The organism is Flavobacterium sp. KACC 22763 (assembly GCF_028736155.1).
Classification (GTDB): Bacteria; Bacteroidota; Bacteroidia; order Flavobacteriales; family Flavobacteriaceae; genus Flavobacterium.
This window is the reverse complement of the sequence record NZ_CP117879.1, coordinates 2,157,079-2,179,731: the sequence shown is the minus strand read 5'-3', so window position 1 is coordinate 2,179,731 and position 22,653 is coordinate 2,157,079. Positions and strand designations below refer to the sequence as shown.

General features: G+C 36.0%; 10 protein-coding genes. All 10 read left to right on the top strand.

All coding sequences use genetic code 11. The annotated features are described in order from the left end of the window. The first annotated feature begins 2 nt into the window (after window positions 1-2). The 10 genes from PQ463_RS08885 (at window position 3) to PQ463_RS08840 (ending at window position 22,619) form a co-directional block, all read left to right on the top strand. Window positions 3-794 carry an AraC family transcriptional regulator gene (locus tag PQ463_RS08885; RefSeq protein WP_274257367.1) on the top strand — a complete coding sequence of 264 codons (792 nt, stop codon included), beginning with the start codon at window positions 3-5 and terminating at the stop codon, window positions 792-794. A 427-nt stretch (window positions 795-1,221) separates the two neighbouring features. Next, entirely contained in the window at window positions 1,222-3,408 is a 2,187-nt protein-coding gene (locus PQ463_RS08880; RefSeq protein ID WP_274257365.1) for an alpha-L-rhamnosidase-related protein, read from the top strand. Window positions 3,409-3,539: 131 nt separating this feature from the next. After that, window positions 3,540-5,216 (top strand): glycoside hydrolase family protein, encoded by a 1,677-nt coding sequence (locus tag PQ463_RS08875; RefSeq protein ID WP_274257363.1) that lies wholly within the window; start codon window positions 3,540-3,542, stop codon window positions 5,214-5,216. Window positions 5,217-5,364: 148 nt separating this feature from the next. Continuing rightward, a complete protein-coding gene (locus tag PQ463_RS08870) occupies window positions 5,365-6,486 on the top strand; it encodes a glycoside hydrolase family protein (protein WP_274257361.1) in 1,122 nt (373 codons plus the stop codon). 199 nt (window positions 6,487-6,685) lie between these two features. Beyond that, complete coding sequence (locus tag PQ463_RS08865; RefSeq protein ID WP_274257359.1) at window positions 6,686-10,030, top strand: glycoside hydrolase family 2 TIM barrel-domain containing protein; 3,345 nt, start codon at window positions 6,686-6,688, stop codon at window positions 10,028-10,030. A gap of 268 nt (window positions 10,031-10,298) precedes the next feature. Next, a complete protein-coding gene (locus PQ463_RS08860) occupies window positions 10,299-13,685 on the top strand; it encodes a glycosyl hydrolase (protein ID WP_274257357.1) in 3,387 nt (1,128 codons plus the stop codon). Window positions 13,686-13,926: 241 nt separating this feature from the next. Then, window positions 13,927-15,351: a sialate O-acetylesterase gene (locus PQ463_RS08855; RefSeq protein WP_274257355.1), complete on the top strand. Its 1,425-nt coding sequence runs from the start codon at window positions 13,927-13,929 to the stop codon at window positions 15,349-15,351. A 166-nt stretch (window positions 15,352-15,517) separates the two neighbouring features. Next, complete coding sequence (locus PQ463_RS08850) at window positions 15,518-17,947, top strand: DUF5703 domain-containing protein (RefSeq protein WP_274257353.1); 2,430 nt, start codon at window positions 15,518-15,520, stop codon at window positions 17,945-17,947. Window positions 17,948-17,962: 15 nt separating this feature from the next. Next, complete coding sequence (locus PQ463_RS08845) at window positions 17,963-20,422, top strand: pectate lyase family protein (protein WP_274257351.1); 2,460 nt, start codon at window positions 17,963-17,965, stop codon at window positions 20,420-20,422. A gap of 178 nt (window positions 20,423-20,600) precedes the next feature. Next, window positions 20,601-22,619 (top strand): aceric acid hydrolase, encoded by a 2,019-nt coding sequence (locus PQ463_RS08840; RefSeq protein WP_274257349.1) that lies wholly within the window; start codon window positions 20,601-20,603, stop codon window positions 22,617-22,619. Window positions 22,620-22,653 lie beyond the last annotated feature (34 nt).

The following is a 22,653-nucleotide window of genomic DNA, read 5'->3' as shown; positions in this document are numbered from 1 at the left end:
GAATGGCACAGGAACATGGATACAGAGTTGATCCATTGATTCCTGTTATTGGTTATACCGAAATGGTAACCAACGAAATGTGTATTTCGCACTCACACCCAAGAGGTCAACTAATTTATGCAACTCGTGGTGTAATGAACGTTGTGGTTGGTAATCATATTTGGGTTGTAAATCCGTTGCAGGGCTTATGGCTTCCGGGCGGAGTAGAACATCAGGTTACTTTTCAGAAAGACGTTAATTATTACAGTGTTTTTATCGATCCGTCTTTTATGGAAGGATTGCCAACAAACAGTTTCTCATTTGATATTCCGATGTTTTTAAAGCAGTTGGTTTTCAAAATTATTTCTTTTGGAGTAGAAGGAAATCTCACTCCTCCGCAACACAGAATCATTTCTGTTTTCTTAGACGAATTAGCTTTAATAGAGCCAAGCGCTACTTTCTTGCCAACAACCAATCATGAAAGATTACAAAAAGTAGTCGAACTTTTAATGGAAGATATTGCGAGCAAAAACACGATAGAATATTACGCCGAAATTTCTTTTATGAGCACTAGAACTTTATCTCGCTTATTCATAAAAGAATTAGGAATGAATTTTAGCGATTGGCGCACACGTTTAAAATTATTGGAAGCGATAAAACGTTTGGGCGAAAAACAATCTATTAAAGAAATTGCTTTCAATTTAGGTTACGAAACTACGAGTGCTTTTATTTATATGTTTAAAAAACACTTAGGAAAAACACCTTCTAATTATATTTTAGAAGATGAAAATGAATCTGATCGAATGATTGCTTAGATTGTTAGCCTAAATTAGAACACGGATAAAACGGATTTACTTCGTAAAGACGCGGATTTTTTAAACACATAGAAACATAGATTTTTTTTACTTAGCGAAATAGAGATAATAAAAAATAACTAGTCATTAACACATAGCTATGTGTATGTATACAAGTGAAACGCCTTTTTATGTGCAAAGGAAGTCTATGTCTCTATGTGTTTAAAAAAATAAATCCGTTTTCATCCGCGTCTTCGCGATAGCGAATCCGTCTCATCCGAGTCCCATAAAATTCTAACATCATTTTTTTTAGTACTAAAAAAGTGATAAGTCATAATTTTTCCCTTAAAAATTTATCAAGAATCATAGTTTTTTATGAAATAACAGGATACTACAGGTTGTGAAATGTAAAAATAACACTTATCTTTAGTCCCAAAATAAATTAACTATGCTAAACCGCTTTTCCATTTTTAAGACTTTACTTCTTTTTGTTGCCCTTTTTTGTTGTTCGCTGTCATCAGCACAAGAAAAAACAAAAGAAGCGACATGGATCTGGTATCCAGGAGATTTTGAAGTTTGGTTAAGCAATAAAATGCAGGTTAGACGTACAGAACGCGAAGCCGTATTTCCTCCGCTTTGGCAATATTACAGTCCGTATTCTTTGGTTACTTTTCAGACAGAAGTAGATATTCCAAAACCAGACGAAGTGAAAATCTTTTCAGAAGGACCTTTTCAATTACTTTTAGACGGCGTTCAAATTTACGGACAGCCAAAATCAATCGCAGTTCCTGCCGGAAAACACAAAATTTCCTTTAAAGTGTATAATCAGGAAGTGTTGCCAGCTATTTATATTAATGGTAAATACGTTAAATCTGATGCTTCTTGGAAAGTTACCAATGAAGATAAACTTTGGATTGATGAAACTGGGAAAGCACAACAATCGGGTACACCATGGGTTCCGGTTGGTTCTTGGAATTTTAATTCGCCAGAAAATAAACCTTCAGGATTTAAATTAACAACCAAACCTTTAACTGCGAAAAAAACAGAAAAAATAGGAGCTGGCCAATTAGTAGATTTTGGTAAAGAAACTTTTGGTTACATTAAAATTCACGGTTTAAAAGGAAAAGGCAAATTAGCGCTTTATTATGGAGAATCTCGTGAAGAAGCTTTGGATTCTGCTAAATGTGAAACTTTGGATCATTTATCTTTTGACGGAAAACAGTCTGAAACTTACACTCATAATGGTTCGAAAGCATTCCGTTATGTTCAAGTACAAGCAGATGCAGGAGTAAAATACGATTCTATTTCGATGCTTTATGAATATCTGCCATTAGACTATCGTGGCGCATTCAAATCTTCGGATGAACAATTGAATAAAATTTGGGATGTGTCGGCTTACACGATGCATTTAACGTCTCGTGAATTTTTTATAGACGGAATCAAACGTGACCGTTGGGTTTGGTCTGGTGATGCTTATCAAAGTTATTTAATGAATTATTATTTATTCTTTGATTCGGCTTCGGTAGAAAGAACTTTGTTAGCACTTCGTGGAAAAGATCCTGTAACAGCCCACGTAAATATCATAATGGATTATTCGTTGTATTGGTTTGTTGGTGTTTACGATTATTATCTACACACGGGCGATACGAAATTCATCAAAACTTTTTATCCAAGAATGAAATCGCTTATGGATTTCTGCCTAGAAAGAAGAAACAAAAACGGATTTCTTGAACCATTAGAAGGCGACTGGGTTTTTATTGACTGGGCAGACGGATTGCCAAAAACAGGTGAAGTTAGTTTTGAGCAAATGCTTTTAGCGAGAAGTTTAGAAGCAATGGCGGTAAGTGCAGAAATTGCTGGTAAAACCGAAGACCAAAAGCAATATCAGAAATTGGGAACTGATTTAAAAACCAAATTATTTGATGTCTTTTGGGATAAAAAAGAAAACGTAATGAAACATCAGCGTATCGATGGAAAAATTCAAAATATTGTAACCAGATACGCTAATATGTTCGGTATTTTCTTCAATTATTTTACTGAAGAACAAAAACAAAGCGTAAAAAATAAAGTGTTACTTAATAAAGATGTTCTTCAAATCACAACACCATACATGCGTTTTTATGAGTTGGAAGCATTATGCGCAATGGGGGAACAAAACTACGTTTTAAAAGAAATGAAAGATTATTGGGGCGGAATGCTAAATGAAGGTGCAACCTCTTTCTGGGAAGAATACAATCCGAACAAAAAGGGAACGGAACATTTAACGATGTATGGTCGTCCTTACGGGAAAAGCCTTTGTCATGCTTGGGGAGCAAGTCCGATTTACTTATTAGGAAAATATTATTTGGGTGTAAAACCAACCGCGCCGGGTTATTCAGAATACGAAATCAAACCAAATTTAGGAGGTTTAAAATGGATGGAAGGAAAAGTGCCAACACCAAACGGAGAAGTTGCGGTGTATTGCAGTACCAAAGAAATCAAAGTAAAAGCAGGTGAAGGAGAAGGAAAATTGATTTTTGAAAGTGCCAGCAAACCTAAAACAAACTCGGGAACGATAACGGAATTAGCAAAAAATAAATATCAACTGACGGTTAAACCAAATGTTGAATACAAAATAAGTTATAAAGCCCTGTAAATTATTCATCCAGCACATCATTGCGAGGAACGAAGCAACCTCACTAATGATTCCGCAAAGTTTGATATAGCAAATGTGATTGCTTCGTTCCTTGCAATGACGCAAAATCAGGAATAAAAAATAAAAAACCAATGTTTTCAAAAAATACAAAACACAACTTCAAATTAAAAACCGCATTCCTAATGCTGTTCACTGTCTGCATTCAAGCCACAGCACAAAATACCGCATGGAAACCAGCTTCATTTGAAATTGTAAAATCAAATTACAAAACATTCAAAACCACTCAATACGCACATGTATTTTCAGGAAGCAAACATAACATTGTTAGATTAGCTCCAGAATTACAAGGTTTAACAGGTATTGAACTTCCTTTAAATAAATATAAAAACGGAACTAATGCTCCTTTGCAATTAAAATTTAAAGAACCAGTTCAGGTTTTAATTGGTGTTTTTCAGGAAAATAATTCAGAATATCTTCAAGCTGATAAACTTCAAAATGCCAAATTAGTTTTAGAAAACGGATTGACGATTACAGGTTTACCGCTAGTAAATGTTTATGCGATTTCATTTCCAAAAGGAACACAAACATTAAATTTTGGAAAAGGATTATTTGCAGTTTTAGGAGTTGTAAAAGCTTCTGAAAAACTAGAACCAAGGAATGCCAATTTCCCAGATGGAAAACTTTGGAACCCAACTTTTATTGTTGAAGGCCTTTCAGATGAAAAACCGCTTTTCGAAATTATCGGTGGAGAAAATAAACCCGTTATTGATGAAGGAATGTCTGGAACTGAAGGAATTCAGGGAGGTTTTGAAGGCGGACGTGTTGTAAAAGTCGGCGATACGTACCATATGTTTCCAACCGAAAGAGCAGGAGAAAAAGGAATAGATTACTATTACGATCGTGTAAAAACCAAAATCGGACATTGGACAAGTAAAGATGCCATTCACTGGAAAAGAGAATCGACAATTTATCAAGCAAGTGGAACTTATGCCGTAACTGAAGACGATAATCCAATGAATGATCGTCGTGCAGCTATTTGGTCGTATATGCCAGTTTTTAATGAAAAAGCAAACAAATGGTATGGCTATTATTTAGCTTATACCGTAAGTAAAGAAATAGAACCAAATCATTCATTCGGAAGAATTTGGCGTTGCGAATCAACTGTAAACGGAATCAACGGAATCGGCGGACCGTATAAAGATATGGGAATCATTATGGAACCTGGATTAGATTCTCAACCTTGGGAAGGACGTCAGGGTGTTGCTTCATTTTTTCCATACCAAGTTGGTGACAAATACTTCGGATTTTATAGCGGTGCATATCCATTTAATTCTTGGGCAGATTATCCAAAAAAATCAGGAAAAGGCTGGTTTGTAGCTTTAGCCGAATCCAAAAGTTTAGAAGGCCCTTGGTTAAGAATGAACAAAGGTTTGGAACCAATTAAGACCATGCATCCGCAGTTTGTAGAAAATCCGATTGTTAGTCAATTACCAAACGGAATGTACATCGCGATTTTCGACGGAGGCCCAGACGGCTGGGGACATCATTTACCAAATATGATTGCGTATTCATTATCTGCAGATGGTGTTAATTGGGCGGAAGCACATTATTTACCAATAGAAACCAAAGTAGATAAATGGTGGGATATTATGAGAACGCCTTTGTGTTTAATCCCAGAAGGAAATGATGTTTATACCATAGTCTATAACGCAATCGATCTGAAAAGAAGATTTCATCCAACAGGAATGGTAAAAGTAAAACTGAATAAAGACGTAATGGAATGTAAATTAAAAGAATTGAAGAAATAGAAGAGAGTGGGAAGATGAAAGATGCAAGAAACAAGATTTTAGAATATAGAGAATAGAAACTTTGCGACTCTGCGACTTTGCGAGATTAAGCCGTTCCAAAACAAAAAAACTTGAGCCTTAGCGCCTTCGTGGCAAAAAAAGTATAAAAATGAAAATTAAATATCTAATCCTAACCATTTCAGCACTTATCATAACCAGCTGTGCTACCAAATACAAGAAAAGAGAAATTACCGATAGCGTAATGCAGGAGATTTACGAAGAAATCAAAACGCCTTATAAATACGGTTTGGTAATGGTTCCGACAGACAACTCATACAAAATCGATTGCCCGAGTGTATTTAGAAAAGATGGCAAATGGTATATGACGTATTTAATTTACGACGGAAGAGGTTACGAAACCTGGTTGGCAGAAAGTGACAATCTTTTAGATTGGAAACATCTAGGAAAAGTAATGTCATTTTCAGAAAATGAAAAACATTGGGATGTCAACCAAAAAGCAGGATATATTTCGTTGCAAGATCTAACTTGGGGCGGAAGCTACGAATGGGAAAAGTACGATGACAAATACTGGATGAGTTATTTTGGCGGAGACAGCAAAGGTTACGAAGCGGGCGTTTTATCAATAGGAATGGCGTATACCAAAGAAACACCGACAAAACCACACGAATTTCAGAGATTAGAAAATCCGGTTTTGACTCCAAAAGATAAAGACGCCAAATGGTGGGATAATAGTACGATGTATAAAAACAGTGTGATTCGTGATAAAGACAAAGTTACAGGACACAATTTCATCATGTATTATAATGCTCGTGGCGATAGTATCAATCCTGCTAAAGGCGCTGAACGTATTGCTATGGCAGTATCAAACGATATGAAAACATGGAAACGTTATGGAGATAAACCTTTAATCAATCATCATAAAGGAATTTCGGGAGATGCTTATATTCAGCGAATTAATGATACTTGGGTAATGTTCTATTTTGGAGCTTTCTGGACGGGATGGAATCAAGGTGCCTTTAACCGTTTTGCGGTTTCGAATGATTTAGTAAACTGGACCGACTGGAAAGGAGACGATTTAGTCAAATCATCTGAACCTTACGATGATATGTTTGCGCATAAATCATTTGTGGTAAAACATGATGGCGTTGTCTATCATTTTTATTGTGCCGTTAACAAAGCAGAACAAAGAGGAATCGCAATCGCAACATCTAAAGATTTAGGAAAAAGTAAATTGAATTTTGTGGCACCGCCCGAAAAGAAAGCAAAGTAATAAAATTTAGATGTAGTCCCTACGGGACATTTGCAAAGCTAAGTATTAGTGGTTACCAATATGTAATCTCTACGAGATACTTTTTTAAAAGTAAAATATTGATACTCGAAAAAACTCCGATAGGAGTTACATATCGGTAGGAAAATAATTGCCGAAAAATAAATTTTGTCCCGTAGGGACTACACAATTATGAAACACAATGAACAATAATATAAAACCAATGTTTACGTCAAAATCAAAATACAGAAAATCATTTTTCAATCTTCGATTTGTGACGTATGCATTTTACACTTTACTTCTAACATCTTACACAACTCACGCCCAATCCGTAACAGGAGAACCTGCGGGAGTTCCAGAATTGCATAAAAAATACGAATTTGCTCCGTGGGAAGATCCAACAATTACGAGTATCAATAGACAGCCATCAAGAGCAACTGCTTATTCGTATGCAAGTGTCGAAGACGCACTAAAAGGCGACAGAACCAAGAGCCGAATCCAAATGCTAAACGGCGATTGGAATTTTAAATATGCTGTAAATTTAAAAGAAGCTTCAAAAGATTTCTATAAAAATACTGTTTCAGGATGGGATAAAATCGAAGTGCCTTCCAATTGGGAAATGAAAGGTTATGATAATCCAATTTACAAAAGTGCCGTTTATCCGTTTAGACCCATAAATCCGCCTTATATTCCTAAAGATTATAACGGAGTTGGTTCTTACCAGAGAAGTTTTGCTGTTCCAGAAAATTGGAAAGATATGACCGTGACTTTACATTTTGGAGCTGTAAGTTCAGGTTTTGAAGTTTGGCTTAACGGAGAATTTTTAGGTTATGGCGAAGACAGTTTTCTGCCATCAGAATTTGATATTACACCTTATTTAAAAGCAGGAGAAAATGTAGTTTCAGTTCGTGTAATTCGTTGGACAGATGGTTCTTATTTAGAAGATCAGGATCACTGGCGTATGAGCGGAATCCAGCGTGAAGTTTTCATTATGGCAGAGCCTAAACTACGTATTCAGGATTTCTTTGTTCAAACCAAATTAGATAAACAATATACAGATGCTATTTTTAAACTGCGTCCGAAAGTGGAGAATTTGACAGGACCAAAAATCAAAGATTACACTATGAATGTTCAGTTGTACGATGCCAATAATACGGCAATTTTCAAAGAACCGCTTCAAAGACCTGTAATTGATTTAATCAATGAAAGTTATCCTCGTCTGGATAATGTACGTTTTGGATTTTTCCAAGAAACCATCAAAAATCCTAAAAAATGGAGTTCAGAAGAGCCGAATTTGTATACGATGGTCATTTCGATAAAAGATAAAAATGGAAATATTACCGAAGCCAAAAGCTGTAAAGTGGGTTTCCGTTCGATTGAATTTTCGAAAGAAAACGGAAAAATGCTCATCAATGGAAAAGAAACCTATGTATATGGCGTAAACCGTCACGATCATCATCCGACAAGAGGAAAAGCGGTTACAAGAGAAGATATCAAACAAGATATTACCACGATTAAAAAGTTTAATTTCAACTTTATACGAACAAGCCATTATCCAAATGATCCTTATTTTTATGAATTATGCGATCAATACGGAATCATGGTTATGGACGAAGCGAATCAGGAAACACATGGAATTGGCGGAAAATTAAGCAATGATCCGCTTTGGACAAATGCTTATATGGAAAGAATGATTCGAATGGTGGAAAGGGATAAAAACCATCCATCTGTCGTAATGTGGAGTTTAGGAAACGAAGGAGGAAAAGGGCCAAATCATGCTGCAATGTCGGGTTGGGTTCACGATTTTGATATCACGCGTCCCGTACATTATGAACCAGCGCAGGGAAATGCAAAATTAGATGGTTACATTGATCCGCTTGATCCAGGATATCCAAAAACAATTGATCACGCGTACCGATTCGAAAACCCGCAAGATGATTCGTATGTCGATATGGTGAGCCGTTTTTATCCGGGCGTTTTCACACCGAAATTTTTAGTTGATCAAAAGAAAGATACTCGTCCGATTATTTTTGTGGAATATTCGCATGCGATGGGAAATTCGGTTGGAAATTTAAAAGAATTATGGGATGAATTCCGTTCGCTTCCTAGAGTTATCGGAGGTTGTATTTGGGAATTTAAAGATCAGGGAATCGTGAAATTCGATTCCAGATCAGGTCAGAATTATTTTGCTCATGGAGGAGATTTTGGAGAGAAATATCATGACGGAAACTTCAATACAAAAGGAATTGTAGATTCTAACGGAAAACCAAAAGGTTCTATTTTTGAAAACAAATGGGTGTATCAGCCAGCGATTTCCACTTTAAACGGAAGACAATTAGAAATTAAAAATCGTCAGGCGGTTAAATCTTTAGAAGGTTATATTCCGGTTTTAAAAGTGTTGGAAAACGGAAACGTAATCAAAACTCAGATTTTAAAACCATTAAAAGTAGAAGCAGGACAATCTACAACATTAGATGTTAGTCCGTATCTTCCAAAAATGAAAGCTGATGCGGAATATATTTTAAATATAGAATTCCAGCTTTCAAAAGATGAACTTTGGGATTCAAAAGGTTACGCTGTCGCGGAAGATCAGTTTATATTGAAAAAGAAAGAAGTTGTTTCTCCAGAATCGAAAAAAGAAACGCTGAACGTTTCTGAATCAGATTTAGATTTTAAAATCAAAGGAAAAACTTTTGATATTACAATTGGAAAAACAAATGGCGCTTTGAGTTCGTATATTTTTAACGGAGAAGAACAAGTTTTTGCACCGCTAATGCCAAACTTTGTAAGACCACTTACAGATAATGACAAACGCGGATGGAAATCGCAAAAACTGCTGAAACAATGGTATAAAGCAAAACCAAAATTGGTTAACATTTCAATTAATAAATCAGCTTCAGAAATCAAAATTACAAGCGATTACGAAGTCATAAAAGACAGCGCAAGTGTAAAAGTAATCTACAGCATTTTACCAAACGGATTAATAAAAGTCGATTACAGTTTAAAAGCTTCAAACAAACTGCCGAACATTCCAAAAATCGGAATGCAAATGGGAGTTCAGAGAAAATTCGATCAGATTTCATGGTACGGTAAAGGAGAATTAGAAAATTACAGCGACAGAAGTTTTGGTTCGTTTGTTGGGAAATATTCACTTCCAATAAATGATTTTATCGAACATTACCCAAAGCCACAGGAAAACGGAAACAGATGCGATGTAAGATGGATGGCATTAAGCACTCCACAGAAAAACAACGGATTTTTAGTCGTAAACGATACCAAAGTTTTAAGCATGAGTGCATGGCCTTATACACAGGAAAACTTAAGCTCATCTGGTCATACATACGATTTGAAAGATCCAGGATTTTTAACGCTGAACATAGATTTAATCCAAATGGGAGTGGGAGGAAACGACAGCTGGACGATTGTAGCACAGCCATTAGAGCAATATCAGATTAAATCTGGAAATTACGAGTATAGTTTTTATTTGACGCCATTTAGTGGTTCAAAAAATGAATTGGAAAGTAATTTGAAGAAGTTTAAGTATTAGTTGATAATTGATAATTGATAATTTTAAAATTAAGAACTAAAAGTTTAAGGTACAGTTTGTCATTTCGAGGGACGAGAAATCTTCGCAAGAAACTCTACAAAGGTGATCCACCATGAGGAGCTACTCACGAAGATTTCTCCTTACGTCGAAATGACAAAAAAGACGAAAAAAAAGTAAAAAATCTGCCAAATCAGCCAAATCTGCGAGAGTAAATTTTTCCCGCAGATTTGACAGATAAAACAGATTATCAAAAAAAAAACAAAGAATAATGTTTCAAAAAAAACACCTCTTTTTTATCCTCCTTTTAGCAAGCCTCGTCTCTGCACAGGAAATCCATAAAAAAGAATCTTTTCAGCCAACATTAGAATCCTCAAGACCTTGGGTATATTGGTATTGGATGAAATCGGCGTATTCTAAACCCGGAATTACAGCCGATTTGGAAGCTATGAAACAAGCCGGAATTGCGGGTGCATATTTAATGACTATTAAAGGGCCAGCAAATCCGCCTTTAATAGATCCGCCGGTTTTACAGTTGACGCCTGAATTTTGGGATATGATTCATTGGGCATTTAAAGAAGCAGATCGTTTAGGTTTGAAACTGGCCTTTCACGGAGCTGACGGATTTGCCGTTGCAGGTGGGCCGTGGATTACGCCAGAAATGTCGATGCAGAAAATAGTTTGGTCAACTACTGAAATTTTAGGAGGGAAAAAAGTTACTTCAAAATTGCCAATGCCAGCACATTATAAAGACTATTATAAAGACATTGCTACTTTTGCTATACCGATAAAAGAATACCAAATTACTTCGCAGATGCAACTGCCAAAAGTAACCACATCAAACAATACTGATGCATCGTTTTTGGCTGATCCTAGAAAAGATGAAAACTTTAAGTTTGCTGATGCAGGCTGGATTCAGTACGAATTTGCACAGCCTTTTACCTGTAAATCTATTGTCATTGAAACCAAAGGAAGAGATTTTCAGGCACAACGTTTAATTGTCGAAGTGAGCGATGACGGAGTTAATTTTAGATTCCACGAGAGAATGATTGCGCCACGTCACGGCTGGCAGGATATGGATTTTCCCAATACACATACGATTACGCCTGTTACGGCAAAATATTTCAGATTTGTTTACGATCCAAAAGGAACAGAACCTGGAGCAGAAGATTTGGATTTTGCAAAGTGGAAACAGAATCTGAAAGTGAGTAAAATTATACTCTCAAATCAATCATTAATAAATAATTATGAAGGAAAGTCAGGAGCAATTTGGCGTTTGACTCCGCAGACTACAGAAAAAGAAATTCCAAATTCTGATGCATTCAAAAAATCAGAAATTATCAATATCTCCAATTTTGTTGATGCTGATGGAAACCTAAACTGGAAAGCGCCAAAAGGAAAATGGAAAATTATCCGAATGGGACATACTTCGACTGGACATGAAAATGCAACTGGCGGAGCAGGAAAAGGATTGGAAGTCGACAAATTTAATCCTGAATTAATTCGTTTTCAGTTAGATCATTGGTTTGGAGAAGCCGTTCGTTCTGCTGGACCAGAATTGGCTTCAAAAGTTCTTGAAATCCTTCATTTTGACAGCTGGGAATGTGGAAGCCAAAACTGGTCTTCGGTTTTTCAGGCTGAATTTAAAAAGAGACGTGGCTACGATCTTGTAGATTATCTGCCAGTTATGGCTGGAATTCCAATAGAAAATGCCGATTTCTCAGAGAAAGTTTTATACGATGTTCGTAAAACAATAGCCGATTTAGTAGCCGATAATTTCTACGGAACTGTAGCGCAAATCGCCAAAGAAAATAACGTTAAATTAAGTTCAGAAAACGTTGCGCCAACAATGATGAGTGATGCTTTGTTGCATTATAAATATGTAGATTATCCAGGTGGGGAATTTTGGCTAAAAAGCCCAACGCACGATAAACCTTTTGATATGGTCGATGCCATTTCTGGCGGACATATTTACGGAAAAGATATTATTCAGGCAGAATCTTTTACGGCTCTGCGAATGGATTGGGACGAACATCCAGGAAACTTAAAAACAACGGCAGACCGCAATTATGCTTTAGGAATCAACCGTTTATTTTATCACGTTTTTGTGCATAATCCGTGGACGGACAGAAAACCGGGAATGACTTTAGATGATATCGGAACTTTTTTCCAGAGAGATCAAACGTGGTGGAAACCCGGAAAAGCGTGGTTTGATTATTGTCAAAGAGTACAGTTTCAATTGCAAAAAGGAAAGCCAGTAATTGATCTGGCAGTTTTTATTGGCGAAGATTTTCCTTCCCGTTCTTTCGTGCCAGATCGTTTGGTGCCGTTTATTCCGAATGTTTTTGGTGCAGCAAGATTAGAAAGTGAGAAAATCCGTTTAGAAAACGAAGGTCAACCAACAGCAAAAATGCCAAAAGAAGTGACTTATTCTAAAAATATCACCGATTTATCACAATGGATTAATCCACTAAATGGTTATCAATATGATTCTTTTAATGCTGATGTTTTAATTAATAGAGCGAAAGTGGTAAACGGAAAAATTTCGTTTGATGGCGGAATTGAATATGGGGCTTTATTCTTCCCAGGAAGTCATAAAATGGCACCAAATAAGATGCTTTCTTTGGCTTCCGCCGAAAAAATCCTGCAATTGCTAAAAGAAGGAGCAACGATTTTTGTAGATGAAAAACCGAATCTTCAGCCAGGAATTAATTCAGAAGCTGATCAAAAGAAATGGCAGAATGTAATTGACGAAATTTGGAATAATGCCAATTCATCAACATGGAAAATTGTGAAAGGAACGGTTGTCAAATTACCGTATTTAGGAAATGATTTTGCTTCCATCGGAATTACACAAGACGTTTATTTTCCAAATTTAAATAGAGCGGATTCGGAAACATTGGCTTGGGCGCACCGTAAATCGGATACTGAAGATATTTATTTCATTTCCAATCAAAAAGCAGAAAAAAGAACGTTTGACGCTTCGTTTAGAATTTCAGGAAAAGTTCCGCAATGGTACAATCCTGTGACAGATCAAACTTCAGCTTTATCCAATTGGAAAATAGAAAACGGAAGATCGATTGTTTCGATAAGTTTAGATGTGAATGAATCTGGTTTTGTGATTTTTAAAGAAGTAACAAAAGAGGTTTTAGTACAAGGAAAATCTTCTGAATTTGAAAAAGTACAAACTTTAGATGAAAACTGGGAATTGCAATTTGATCCTGAATTTAAAGGCCCAAATGAAGTAGTTAAAACGAACAAGCTTTTTGATTGGAGCACTTCTGAAAATGATCAAATTAAGTATTATTCAGGAACCGTAGTTTATAAAAAAGAGTTTGTCTGGAAAGGAAAAAGCACAGATAAAATCTGGCTGGATTTAGGCGAAATTGCCAATATTGCTGAAATCAAGATTAATGGAAAAGATTGTGGAACGCTTTGGACTTTTCCTTTCAAAATTGATATTTCAAAAGCTTTGCAAAAAGGAAAAAATACGATAGAAGTTAAAATTACAAATACCTGGAGAAACAGATTAATTGGTGATCAAAAATTGCCAAAAGAAGAAAGGTTAACGTGGACAACAGCGCCATTCCGCTTAGAAGGAGAACCTTTGTTGAAAGCTGGATTATTTGGACCGGTTACAATTTTACTAGAGAAATAAATGTTAGCCACAGATTAAAAGGATTAAAAAGATTTCTTTTGGAAAAAAGAAGGAAATAAATCAATTGCCTCCAGCTTTAGCTGGAGGTTTGAAGAGGATATAAAGATAAGGGCTTTAGCCAAACTATCGATTTGGCTAAAGCCGATTGATAAGAGACATTTTATGTTCCTCCAGCTAAAGCTGGAGGCAATTAAAAAAATCCTTCTAATCCTTTTAATCTGTGGCAAAAAATAAATAAAAAATGAAAAAATCAATTATTGCATTATTAACGATTTTAGCGAGCTTTCAAATCAATGCCAAAATCAAACTGCCAGCATTGTTCACTGACAATATGATGTTGCAACAAAAATCAAACGCACCAATTTGGGGCTGGGCAGAAAAGAACGCCAATGTCGTAATCAAAACTTCGTGGGATGCTAAAACCTACAAAGTAAAGGCAGATGCTTCAGGAAAATGGAAAACAGAATTACAGACTTCCACTTTTGGCGGCCCATACACGATTGAAGTATCAGAAGGAAACGAAAAAGTAACCATCAAAAATGTTTTGTTGGGAGAAGTCTGGCTTTGTTCAGGGCAGTCCAATATGGAAATGCCTTTGAAAGGATTTCAGGGACAGCCTGTTAAAAACGGAAATGAAATTATCGTAAGATCAACCAATAAAAATATTCGTTTAATTACGATTCCAAGAGCAACAGTTTTGGAACCTTTACAAGATTTTGAAGGAAAATGGGAAGAAGCTTCTCCAAAATCGACTTCTAATTTTAGTGCAACAGCTTGGTATTTTGGTTCGCTTTTGCAGGAGGTTTTAAATGTTCCGGTTGGTTTGATTCATGTTTCTTACGGCGGTTCTAGCATGGAAGCATGGATGAACAAAGAGATGCTGAAGGATTTCGCAAGTGCTAAAATCCCAACTACAAAAGAAGAATTGGCAAAAGATCCAAATCGTGTTCCGACGACTTTATTTAATGGAATGCTTTCGCCTGTAATTGGTTATGGAATTAAAGGCTGTATCTGGTATCAGGGAGAATCGAATTACGAAAGAGCTTCTGAATATACTGCTTTGATGAAGAAAATGGTCAGCAGTTGGAGAACATTGTGGAACCAAGGAGATTTTCCTTTTTATTTCGCTCAAATTGCACCGTTCAATTATGCTTCTTTTCATCCAAAAGATTATTTGGAAAAATACAATTCAGCTTATTTAAGAGAAGCGCAGTTTAAGGCTTCAAAGGAAATTCCGAATTCAGCAATGGCAGTTTTAATGGATGTTGGGGAAGAAAACAATATTCATCCAATGGACAAAGAAAAAGGAGGAAACCGTTTGGCTTTTCAGGCTTTGGCAAGAACTTACGGAATTGAAGGTTTTGAATTCGAAAGTCCGAAATACAAATCGATGGAAATAAAAGATGGCGCTGTAACGGTTTCTTTTGATGATGTTAATAACGGAATTACGTCTTATGACAAAGAGGTTTTAGGTTTTGAAATAGCAGGAGCAGACAAAGTTTTTTATCCAGCGAAAACGGTAGTAAGAAGAAAATCAGTGGTTCTGACTTCGGATAAAGTGAAAAATCCAGTTGCAGTTCGTTATTTATGGAAAGATTTCGCAAAAGCGGAATTGTTTAGCGCTGGAGGTTTACCGGTTTCTTCGTTTAGAACAGACGAATGGTAGTTTTTGAGTTATGAATTATGAATTGTGAATTATGAATTGTGAATGGTTAATGATTAACGATGAGTTTAAGGTCTAGTTTGTCATCCCGAGGAACGAGGGATCTCCGTAAGTAACTCGACAAAGATTTAGACACGTTTAATTATAGCTCTCGCAGATTTGGCAGATTTTGGAGATAATAATAAATCTGCTCAATCAGCTAAATCTGCGAGAGAAAATTAAAAAATTATACCTACAAGGTTTTGGAAACCTTGCAGGAAAGAAAACGATGAGAAATAAATTACTGATAATACTTTTCCTTACCACGCTTTGCCTTAAAGCGCAAATACCTGCGCTCCATAATTATAATCAAATCTGGACAACGCAAAGCAATAATTCATCAGAATCGATGCCTTTGGGAGGCGGAGATATTGGTATGAATGTCTGGGTAGAGAAAGGTGATTTGTATTTTTATTTTTCGCGAAGCGGAACTTTTGATGAACATAATACTTTATTGAAACTAGGAAGAGTAAAAGTGACTTTAAGTCCGAATCCGTTTGAAGGAAAAGATGGTTTTCATCAGGAATTAAAACTCAAAGATGGTTATGTTTTAGTTGGGCAAAACAACACAAAAATCAAACTTTGGGTGGACGTTTTTAAACCAATTATTCATGTTGATTTAGAAAGTAAAAATCCGTTGAAAATGACTGCTTCTTACGAAAGCTGGCGTTATCAAAATCGTTATCCAAAAGGAAAAGAAAACAACGCTAATTCTTATAAGTGGGCGCCTCAGGGAGAACTTATTACGTATAAAGATTCTATTTCTTTTGAAAATAACGGAGTTAAATTTTACCACAGAAATCGAGAAAATACGGTTTTTGATGTTGCCGTAAAACAGCAAAAAATGGAATCGGTAAAAGACCAAATGCTGAACCCGATTGCGAGTCTGACTTTTGGTGGATTTATGAAAGGCGATAATTTAAAACCAGACGGAACATATCTTGGAAAATATCAGGATACCGATTTTAAAGGTTTTAATTTAACAAGCATAAAACCATTCAAAAAGCATTCATTAGAAATTTATTTAAACACCAATCAGTCAGATTTTTCTATTTGGGATAATGGATTAAAAAGTTTGATTTCAGCCAATAAAAACAATTTCAAACAAGCAGAAAAGAACACTCAAAAATGGTGGAATAACTTCTGGAATCGCAGTTTTATTTTCACTCAAAAAAATCAGTCAACTGCCAAAGATTCGGTGTATCAAATTGGGCAGAATTATCAATTGTTCAGATATATGCTCGGATGCAATGCGTATGGAAAATACCCAACAAAATTCAACGGCGGACTTTTTACGGTTGATCCTGTATACACCAATAAAGACCTGAATTTCACACCCGATTTTAGAAATTGGGGAGGAGGAACGATGACGGCTCAAAACCAGCGATTGGTTTATTTTCCAATGGTAAAAAGCGGTGATTTTGATATGATGAAATCACAATTGGATTATTACGTTAGTCTTCAAAAAAATGCTGAACTGCGTAGTAAAGTATATTGGAATCATAACGGAGCATCATTCACAGAACAATTGGAAAACTTTGGGCTTCCTAATCCTGCTGAATACGAATGGAAACGTCCTGCAGATTATGATCCGGGAATGGAGTATAATGCTTGGCTGGAGTACGAATGGGATACCGTTTTAGAATTCTGCCAAATGATGCTTCAGCAACGAGAATATGCAGGAGAAGACATTCAAAAATACAATCAATTTATTATAAGCTGTCTTCGTTTTTTCGATGAACATTATCAATTTTTAGCAAAGCAGAGAGGTAGAAAAGCTTTGGACGGAAACGGGAAATTAATTCTTTTTCCGGGTTCAGGAGCAGAAACTTATAAAATGGCGTATAATTCCAATAGTACGATTTCGGCTTTACAAGTTATTACATCACAGCTTTTAAACCTTTCTTCGGAACAATTATCTAAAGAAGATCTGGAATATGTAAAAGGATTTCAAAATCGAATTCCGCCTTTAAATTTTGGGCAGATCGACAATCATAAAGTTTTGGTTCCTGCTAAATCTTGGGAAAGAGTCAATAATTCTGAAGTGCCGCAATTATATCCTGTTTATCCGTGGGGAATTTACGGCATTGGCAAATCGGATTTAGAAACCGCTTTGAATACGTGGAAATATGATGCAGACGCTTTAAAGTTTAGAAGTCATGTTGGCTGGAAACAAGATAATATTTTCTCGGCTCGTTTGGGATTAACCGAAGAAGCAATGAAATACAATACACTTAAAATGGCAAATTCAGAAAGACGTTTTCCAGCTTTTTGGGGACCAGGATTTGACTGGGTTCCAGATCATAATTGGGGTGGATCAGGAATGATTGGTATGCAGGAAATGCTTTTGCAGGAAGCAGATGGGAAAATCTATCTTTTCCCAGCATGGACAAAAGAATGGAACGTTCATTTTAAATTACATGCCAAACAAAATACTACAATTGAAGCCGAACTCATGAATGGAGAATTGAAGGTTTTAAAAGTAATTCCAGAAGAACGAAAAAAAGACATTATAAATCTGCTTGGAAAATCTGAAGCAGAGAAAACAAAATTAAACTAACTATTACCAATCAAAATGATAAAGAAATTAATAAGTGCTGTAGTTTTGTCCATGCTTTTGACCACAAATGGGCAAGCACAATCAGTTCAAAATACTGATAAACAAATTGTAAAAGTTGACTTTGATTTTTTTCAAAGAAGACTAGAAGAAGTTCATGACCCAAGTTATGATTCGTGGGTAATTAATGAAGGAAAAGAAGCGGAAAAATCATTTAATAATGTGTCTTTTAAGTTAAAAGGAAACTTTACTTCAAAATGGTATAAAGTCGGAATGAATGCTCCATTTTATAGCAAATTAGGAAGTGACGGTTTGGTTACGACTGAAAATTTAGAATTGAAAATTAGCGGATTGAAAGCAGGAAAACATACGCTTTTGACTTTTCATAACGCTTTTGATGTCATTACAGGAAAAACTTTTTCTCCTATCAAAATCTTCGTAAACGGAAAACTTCAAGAAACAGTAAATGCAAGTCAGAGAGCCAATGCTAAAATTGATGCTTCGATGGCGTATATTACTTTTAATGCTGAGAAAGGCAAGGATGTAATTGTTCGTTTTGAAATTGATCCAACTTCAAACTCAGATATTGTAAAACAAATTGTGATTAATGGTTTTGAAATTGATACGCCAAATTTAATGAATCAGGCCAGAACTCCTGAACCAAAAAACAGAGACGAGCATGTTGAAGTGGGGAAAACTTTAACCTTAAAATGGGACGCTGTAAAAAACGTGGCATCTCATAAGATATATTTTGGTGAAGATAAAAATGCAGTTGAAAACGCAACAGAAGCTTCAAAAGAATTTAAAGGAAAATTGACTGAGAAATCGTATTCAGTTTCTGATTTATATTCAGGAACAACCTATTACTGGAGAGTCGATGAAGTGGATAATAATGGCGAAGTTACATTAGGAAATGTATGGTCGTTTAAACCTGCTCAATTGGCATTTCCAGGTGCAGAAGGTTACGGACGTTATGCAGTTGGTGGTCGTGGCGGAAAAGTGATTGAAGTAACCAATTTAAATGACGATGGTCCGGGAAGTTTACGCGATGCCATCAATCAGGAAATTGGACCAAGAACTATCGTTTTTAATGTTTCGGGAAATATAAAACTGGCTTCGAGATTAGTAGCAAATCAGCCTTATATTACTATTGCCGGACAAACGGCGCCAGGAGAAGGAATCACGATCAGTAGAGCGCCAATTGGGTTGACAGGAAATGATGGTGTAATTCGATTTTTGAAAGTGAGAATTGGAGGCGGAACTACTTTTGACGGAATGGGATTAACAGGCGCTGATTATAGTATTATTGATCACTGTTCGATTAGCTGGACAATAGATGAATCGTTTAGCTCACGTGGTGCGCATCATATCACTTTACAACGAACTTTAATTTCTGAAGCGTTAAACATTGCGGGACATGATAAATATCCTGCTGGAAAAATGCACGGTTTTGCAGCAACAATTGGTGGAGATATTGGTAGTTTTCATCATAACTTATTGGCACATAATCAAGGTCGTAACTGGAGTATTGGCGGTGGTTTAAACGGTGACGGCTATTACACAGGAAGATTGGATATTACCAACAATGTGGTTTACAACTGGGGTGGAAGAACAACTGACGGAGGAGCAAACGAAGTAAATTTTGTAAACAATTTTTATAAACCAGGTGCTTCAACTACCATATTTGTGGCGTTAAATGCACAACATGAAGGTGTTGGAAAAGGAATGCAACGTTACTATTTTAACGGAAACATTATGCCAGGCTACTTTGATGAGAAATCTCAGGATAAAGGAAGAAAATCTACTATAAGCCATAATGAGAAAGTAGATTATGAAACTTTCGTTGACAAACCATTTTTTCCTTCGTATGTAGAAACGCAATCAGCGAAAGCGGCTTATAAAAATGTGCTTTCAGATGTTGGTGCTAATCAGCCTTTTTTCGATAAACACGATAATAGAATTGTAGATGAGACTTTAAAAGGAACTTTCACTTATAAAGGCAGTAAGAGCGGTTTAGGCGGTATGATCGATAACGAACAAGATGCAGGCGGATGGCCAAACTTTGTATCGGAAACTCGTCCGACCGATTGGGATACAGATCACGATGGATTGCCAAATTGGTGGGAAAAAGCTTTTGGTTTAAACGAAAATTCAAAAGCTGGAGATTTTTCAGATGCCAATCAAGATACAGACAAAGACGGATTTACGCAGTTGGATAATTATTTGGACTGGTTGGCGCAGCCTCATTATTTTATGAATTCAGGAGAGAAAAAGACTTTAAGTGCTTCAGATTATTTTAAAGGTTATGAAAGCAAACCAGTTTATACTTTCTCTGATCTTAAGAATGGAAAAGTGGTTTTAAAAGGAAAAGAAATTCAGTTTACAGCTGTTGAAAAAGGATTTGCTTCTTTCGTGCTAACAGTAAAAGATGCAGACGGAGATTCAATGAGCAGAACCATTAATTTCTTTGTAAAATAAAAAAATGGTTTTGCCACGAATTACACTAATTTCCACGAATTAGTTTTTTGCCACAGATTAAAAGGATTAGCACAGATTATTTAGTATAAAATCAATTTAATCCTTTTAATCTGTGGCAAGAAAAAGAAAAAATTAGTGCAATTCGTGTAATTCGTGGCAAACAAAAAATATATTCAAAATGAAAAAGAACATCATCATATCCTCTTTATTTCTTTCAACCGTGATCTTTGCGCAGAACAAAGGCTTGGTTGCGAATTCAGAAAGTCCGTATTCGAAATTACAGAGTGTAGGCTTGCAAGATGTAAAATGGACAAACGGTTTTTGGAAAGAACAGTTTGATGTAGAAACCAAAAACACTTTGCCATATATGTGGGATTTGTATCATAACGATGAGATTTCGCATGCTTACAAAAACTTCGAAATTGCAGCTGGTTTAAGCAAAGGAACTTTTAAAGGCCCTTCGTTTCATGATGGTGATTTCTATAAGATTTTTGAAGGAATGGCAGCAACGTATGCCGTTACAAAAGATAAAAAACTCGATGCCGAAATGGATAAAGCGATTGCGCTTTTCGCGAAAGTACAGCGCAAAGACGGTTATATTCATACGCCAGTTTTAATCGACGAACGCTGGGGAACTTTAGGCCCAGAGGAAGTAAAAAAACAATTGGGTTTTGAGAAATACAATATGGGACATTTAATGACTGCAGCTTGTATTCATTATCGTGCCACAGGAAAAACGAATTTCTTGAATATTGCTAAAGGTGTTGCCGATTTCTTGTATGATTTCTACAAAAAAGCTTCACCAGAATTGGCTCGAAATGCGATTTGTCCGTCTCATTATATGGGAATTGTTGAAATGTACAGAACGGTAAAAGACCCAAAATATCTGGAACTGGCGAATAATCTAATTGATATTCGCGGAACAACAAATGACGGAACCGATGATAATCAAGATAGAGTTCCGTTTAGACAGCAGACTACCGCAATGGGTCACGCCGTAAGAGCAAATTATCTTTACGCTGGAGTTGCCGATTTGTATGCAGAAACAGGTGAAAAAAAATTGTTAGACAATTTAGAATCCATTTGGGATGATGTAACGTATCGTAAAATGTACATTACAGGTGGCTGTGGTTCTTTATACGATGGAGTTTCTCCAGACGGAACTTCATACGACCCAACTGTGGTTCAAAAGATTCATCAAGCTTACGGAAGACCTTTTCAATTGCCAAATGCAACGGCTCATACCGAAACCTGTGCTAATATTGGAAATGTATTATGGAATTGGAGAATGCTTCAAATTACGGGAGATGCTAAATATGCTGATATTGTTGAATTAGCATTATACAATAGTGTGCTTTCGGGAATGGATTTAGAGGGAGAAAAATTCCTTTATAATAATCCGCTGAATGTTTCAAATGATTTGCCATTTCATCAAAGATGGGGTAATGAACGCGAAGGCTATATTGCTTTATCTAACTGTTGCGCGCCAAATGTAACCAGAACAATTGCCGAAGTTGGAAATTACGCTTACAATATTTCGAAAGAAGGTTTGTATGTCAATTTATACGGAAGTAATCAATTGAAAACAAAAACTTTAAACGGAGAAGAAATCGAAATTGAACAGCAAACCAATTATCCGTGGGACGGAAAAATAACGCTGAAAATTGTAAAAGCACCAAAGGATTTACAGAACTTCTTTTTGAGAATTCCGGGTTGGAGTCAGAATGCCGAAGTTTCGGTTAATAATTCGAAAATTACAGATAAAATCGTTTCGGGGACTTATTTGAAATTGAATCAGAAATGGAAAAAAGGAGATGTTATTGAATTGAATATCCCAATGCCAGTTGAATTAATGGAAGCTAATCCGTTAGTTGAAGAAGTTAAAAATCAAGTAGCTGTAAAAAGAGGACCTTTGGTGTATTGTTTGGAATCTGATCAATTGCCAGCTAAAATTAGTGTTAATGACGTGGCTTTGAATTTGAAATCGAATTTCGCAACAGGCAATTTTATGTTGAATAATAGAAATTTAGTAAGCATAGATGCAGAAGCAGTTATAAATTCTAATAATTATTGGAATAAAACGTTGTACAAACCGCTTTCTTCTAAAGATGCGACTGCGGTATCGGTAAAATTGATTCCGTATTTTGCGTGGGGAAATAAAGGAAAAGGTGAAATGACGGTTTGGATGTCGCATTAAAATTATATATAGATTCCTATTTTTTTGTAGAGGC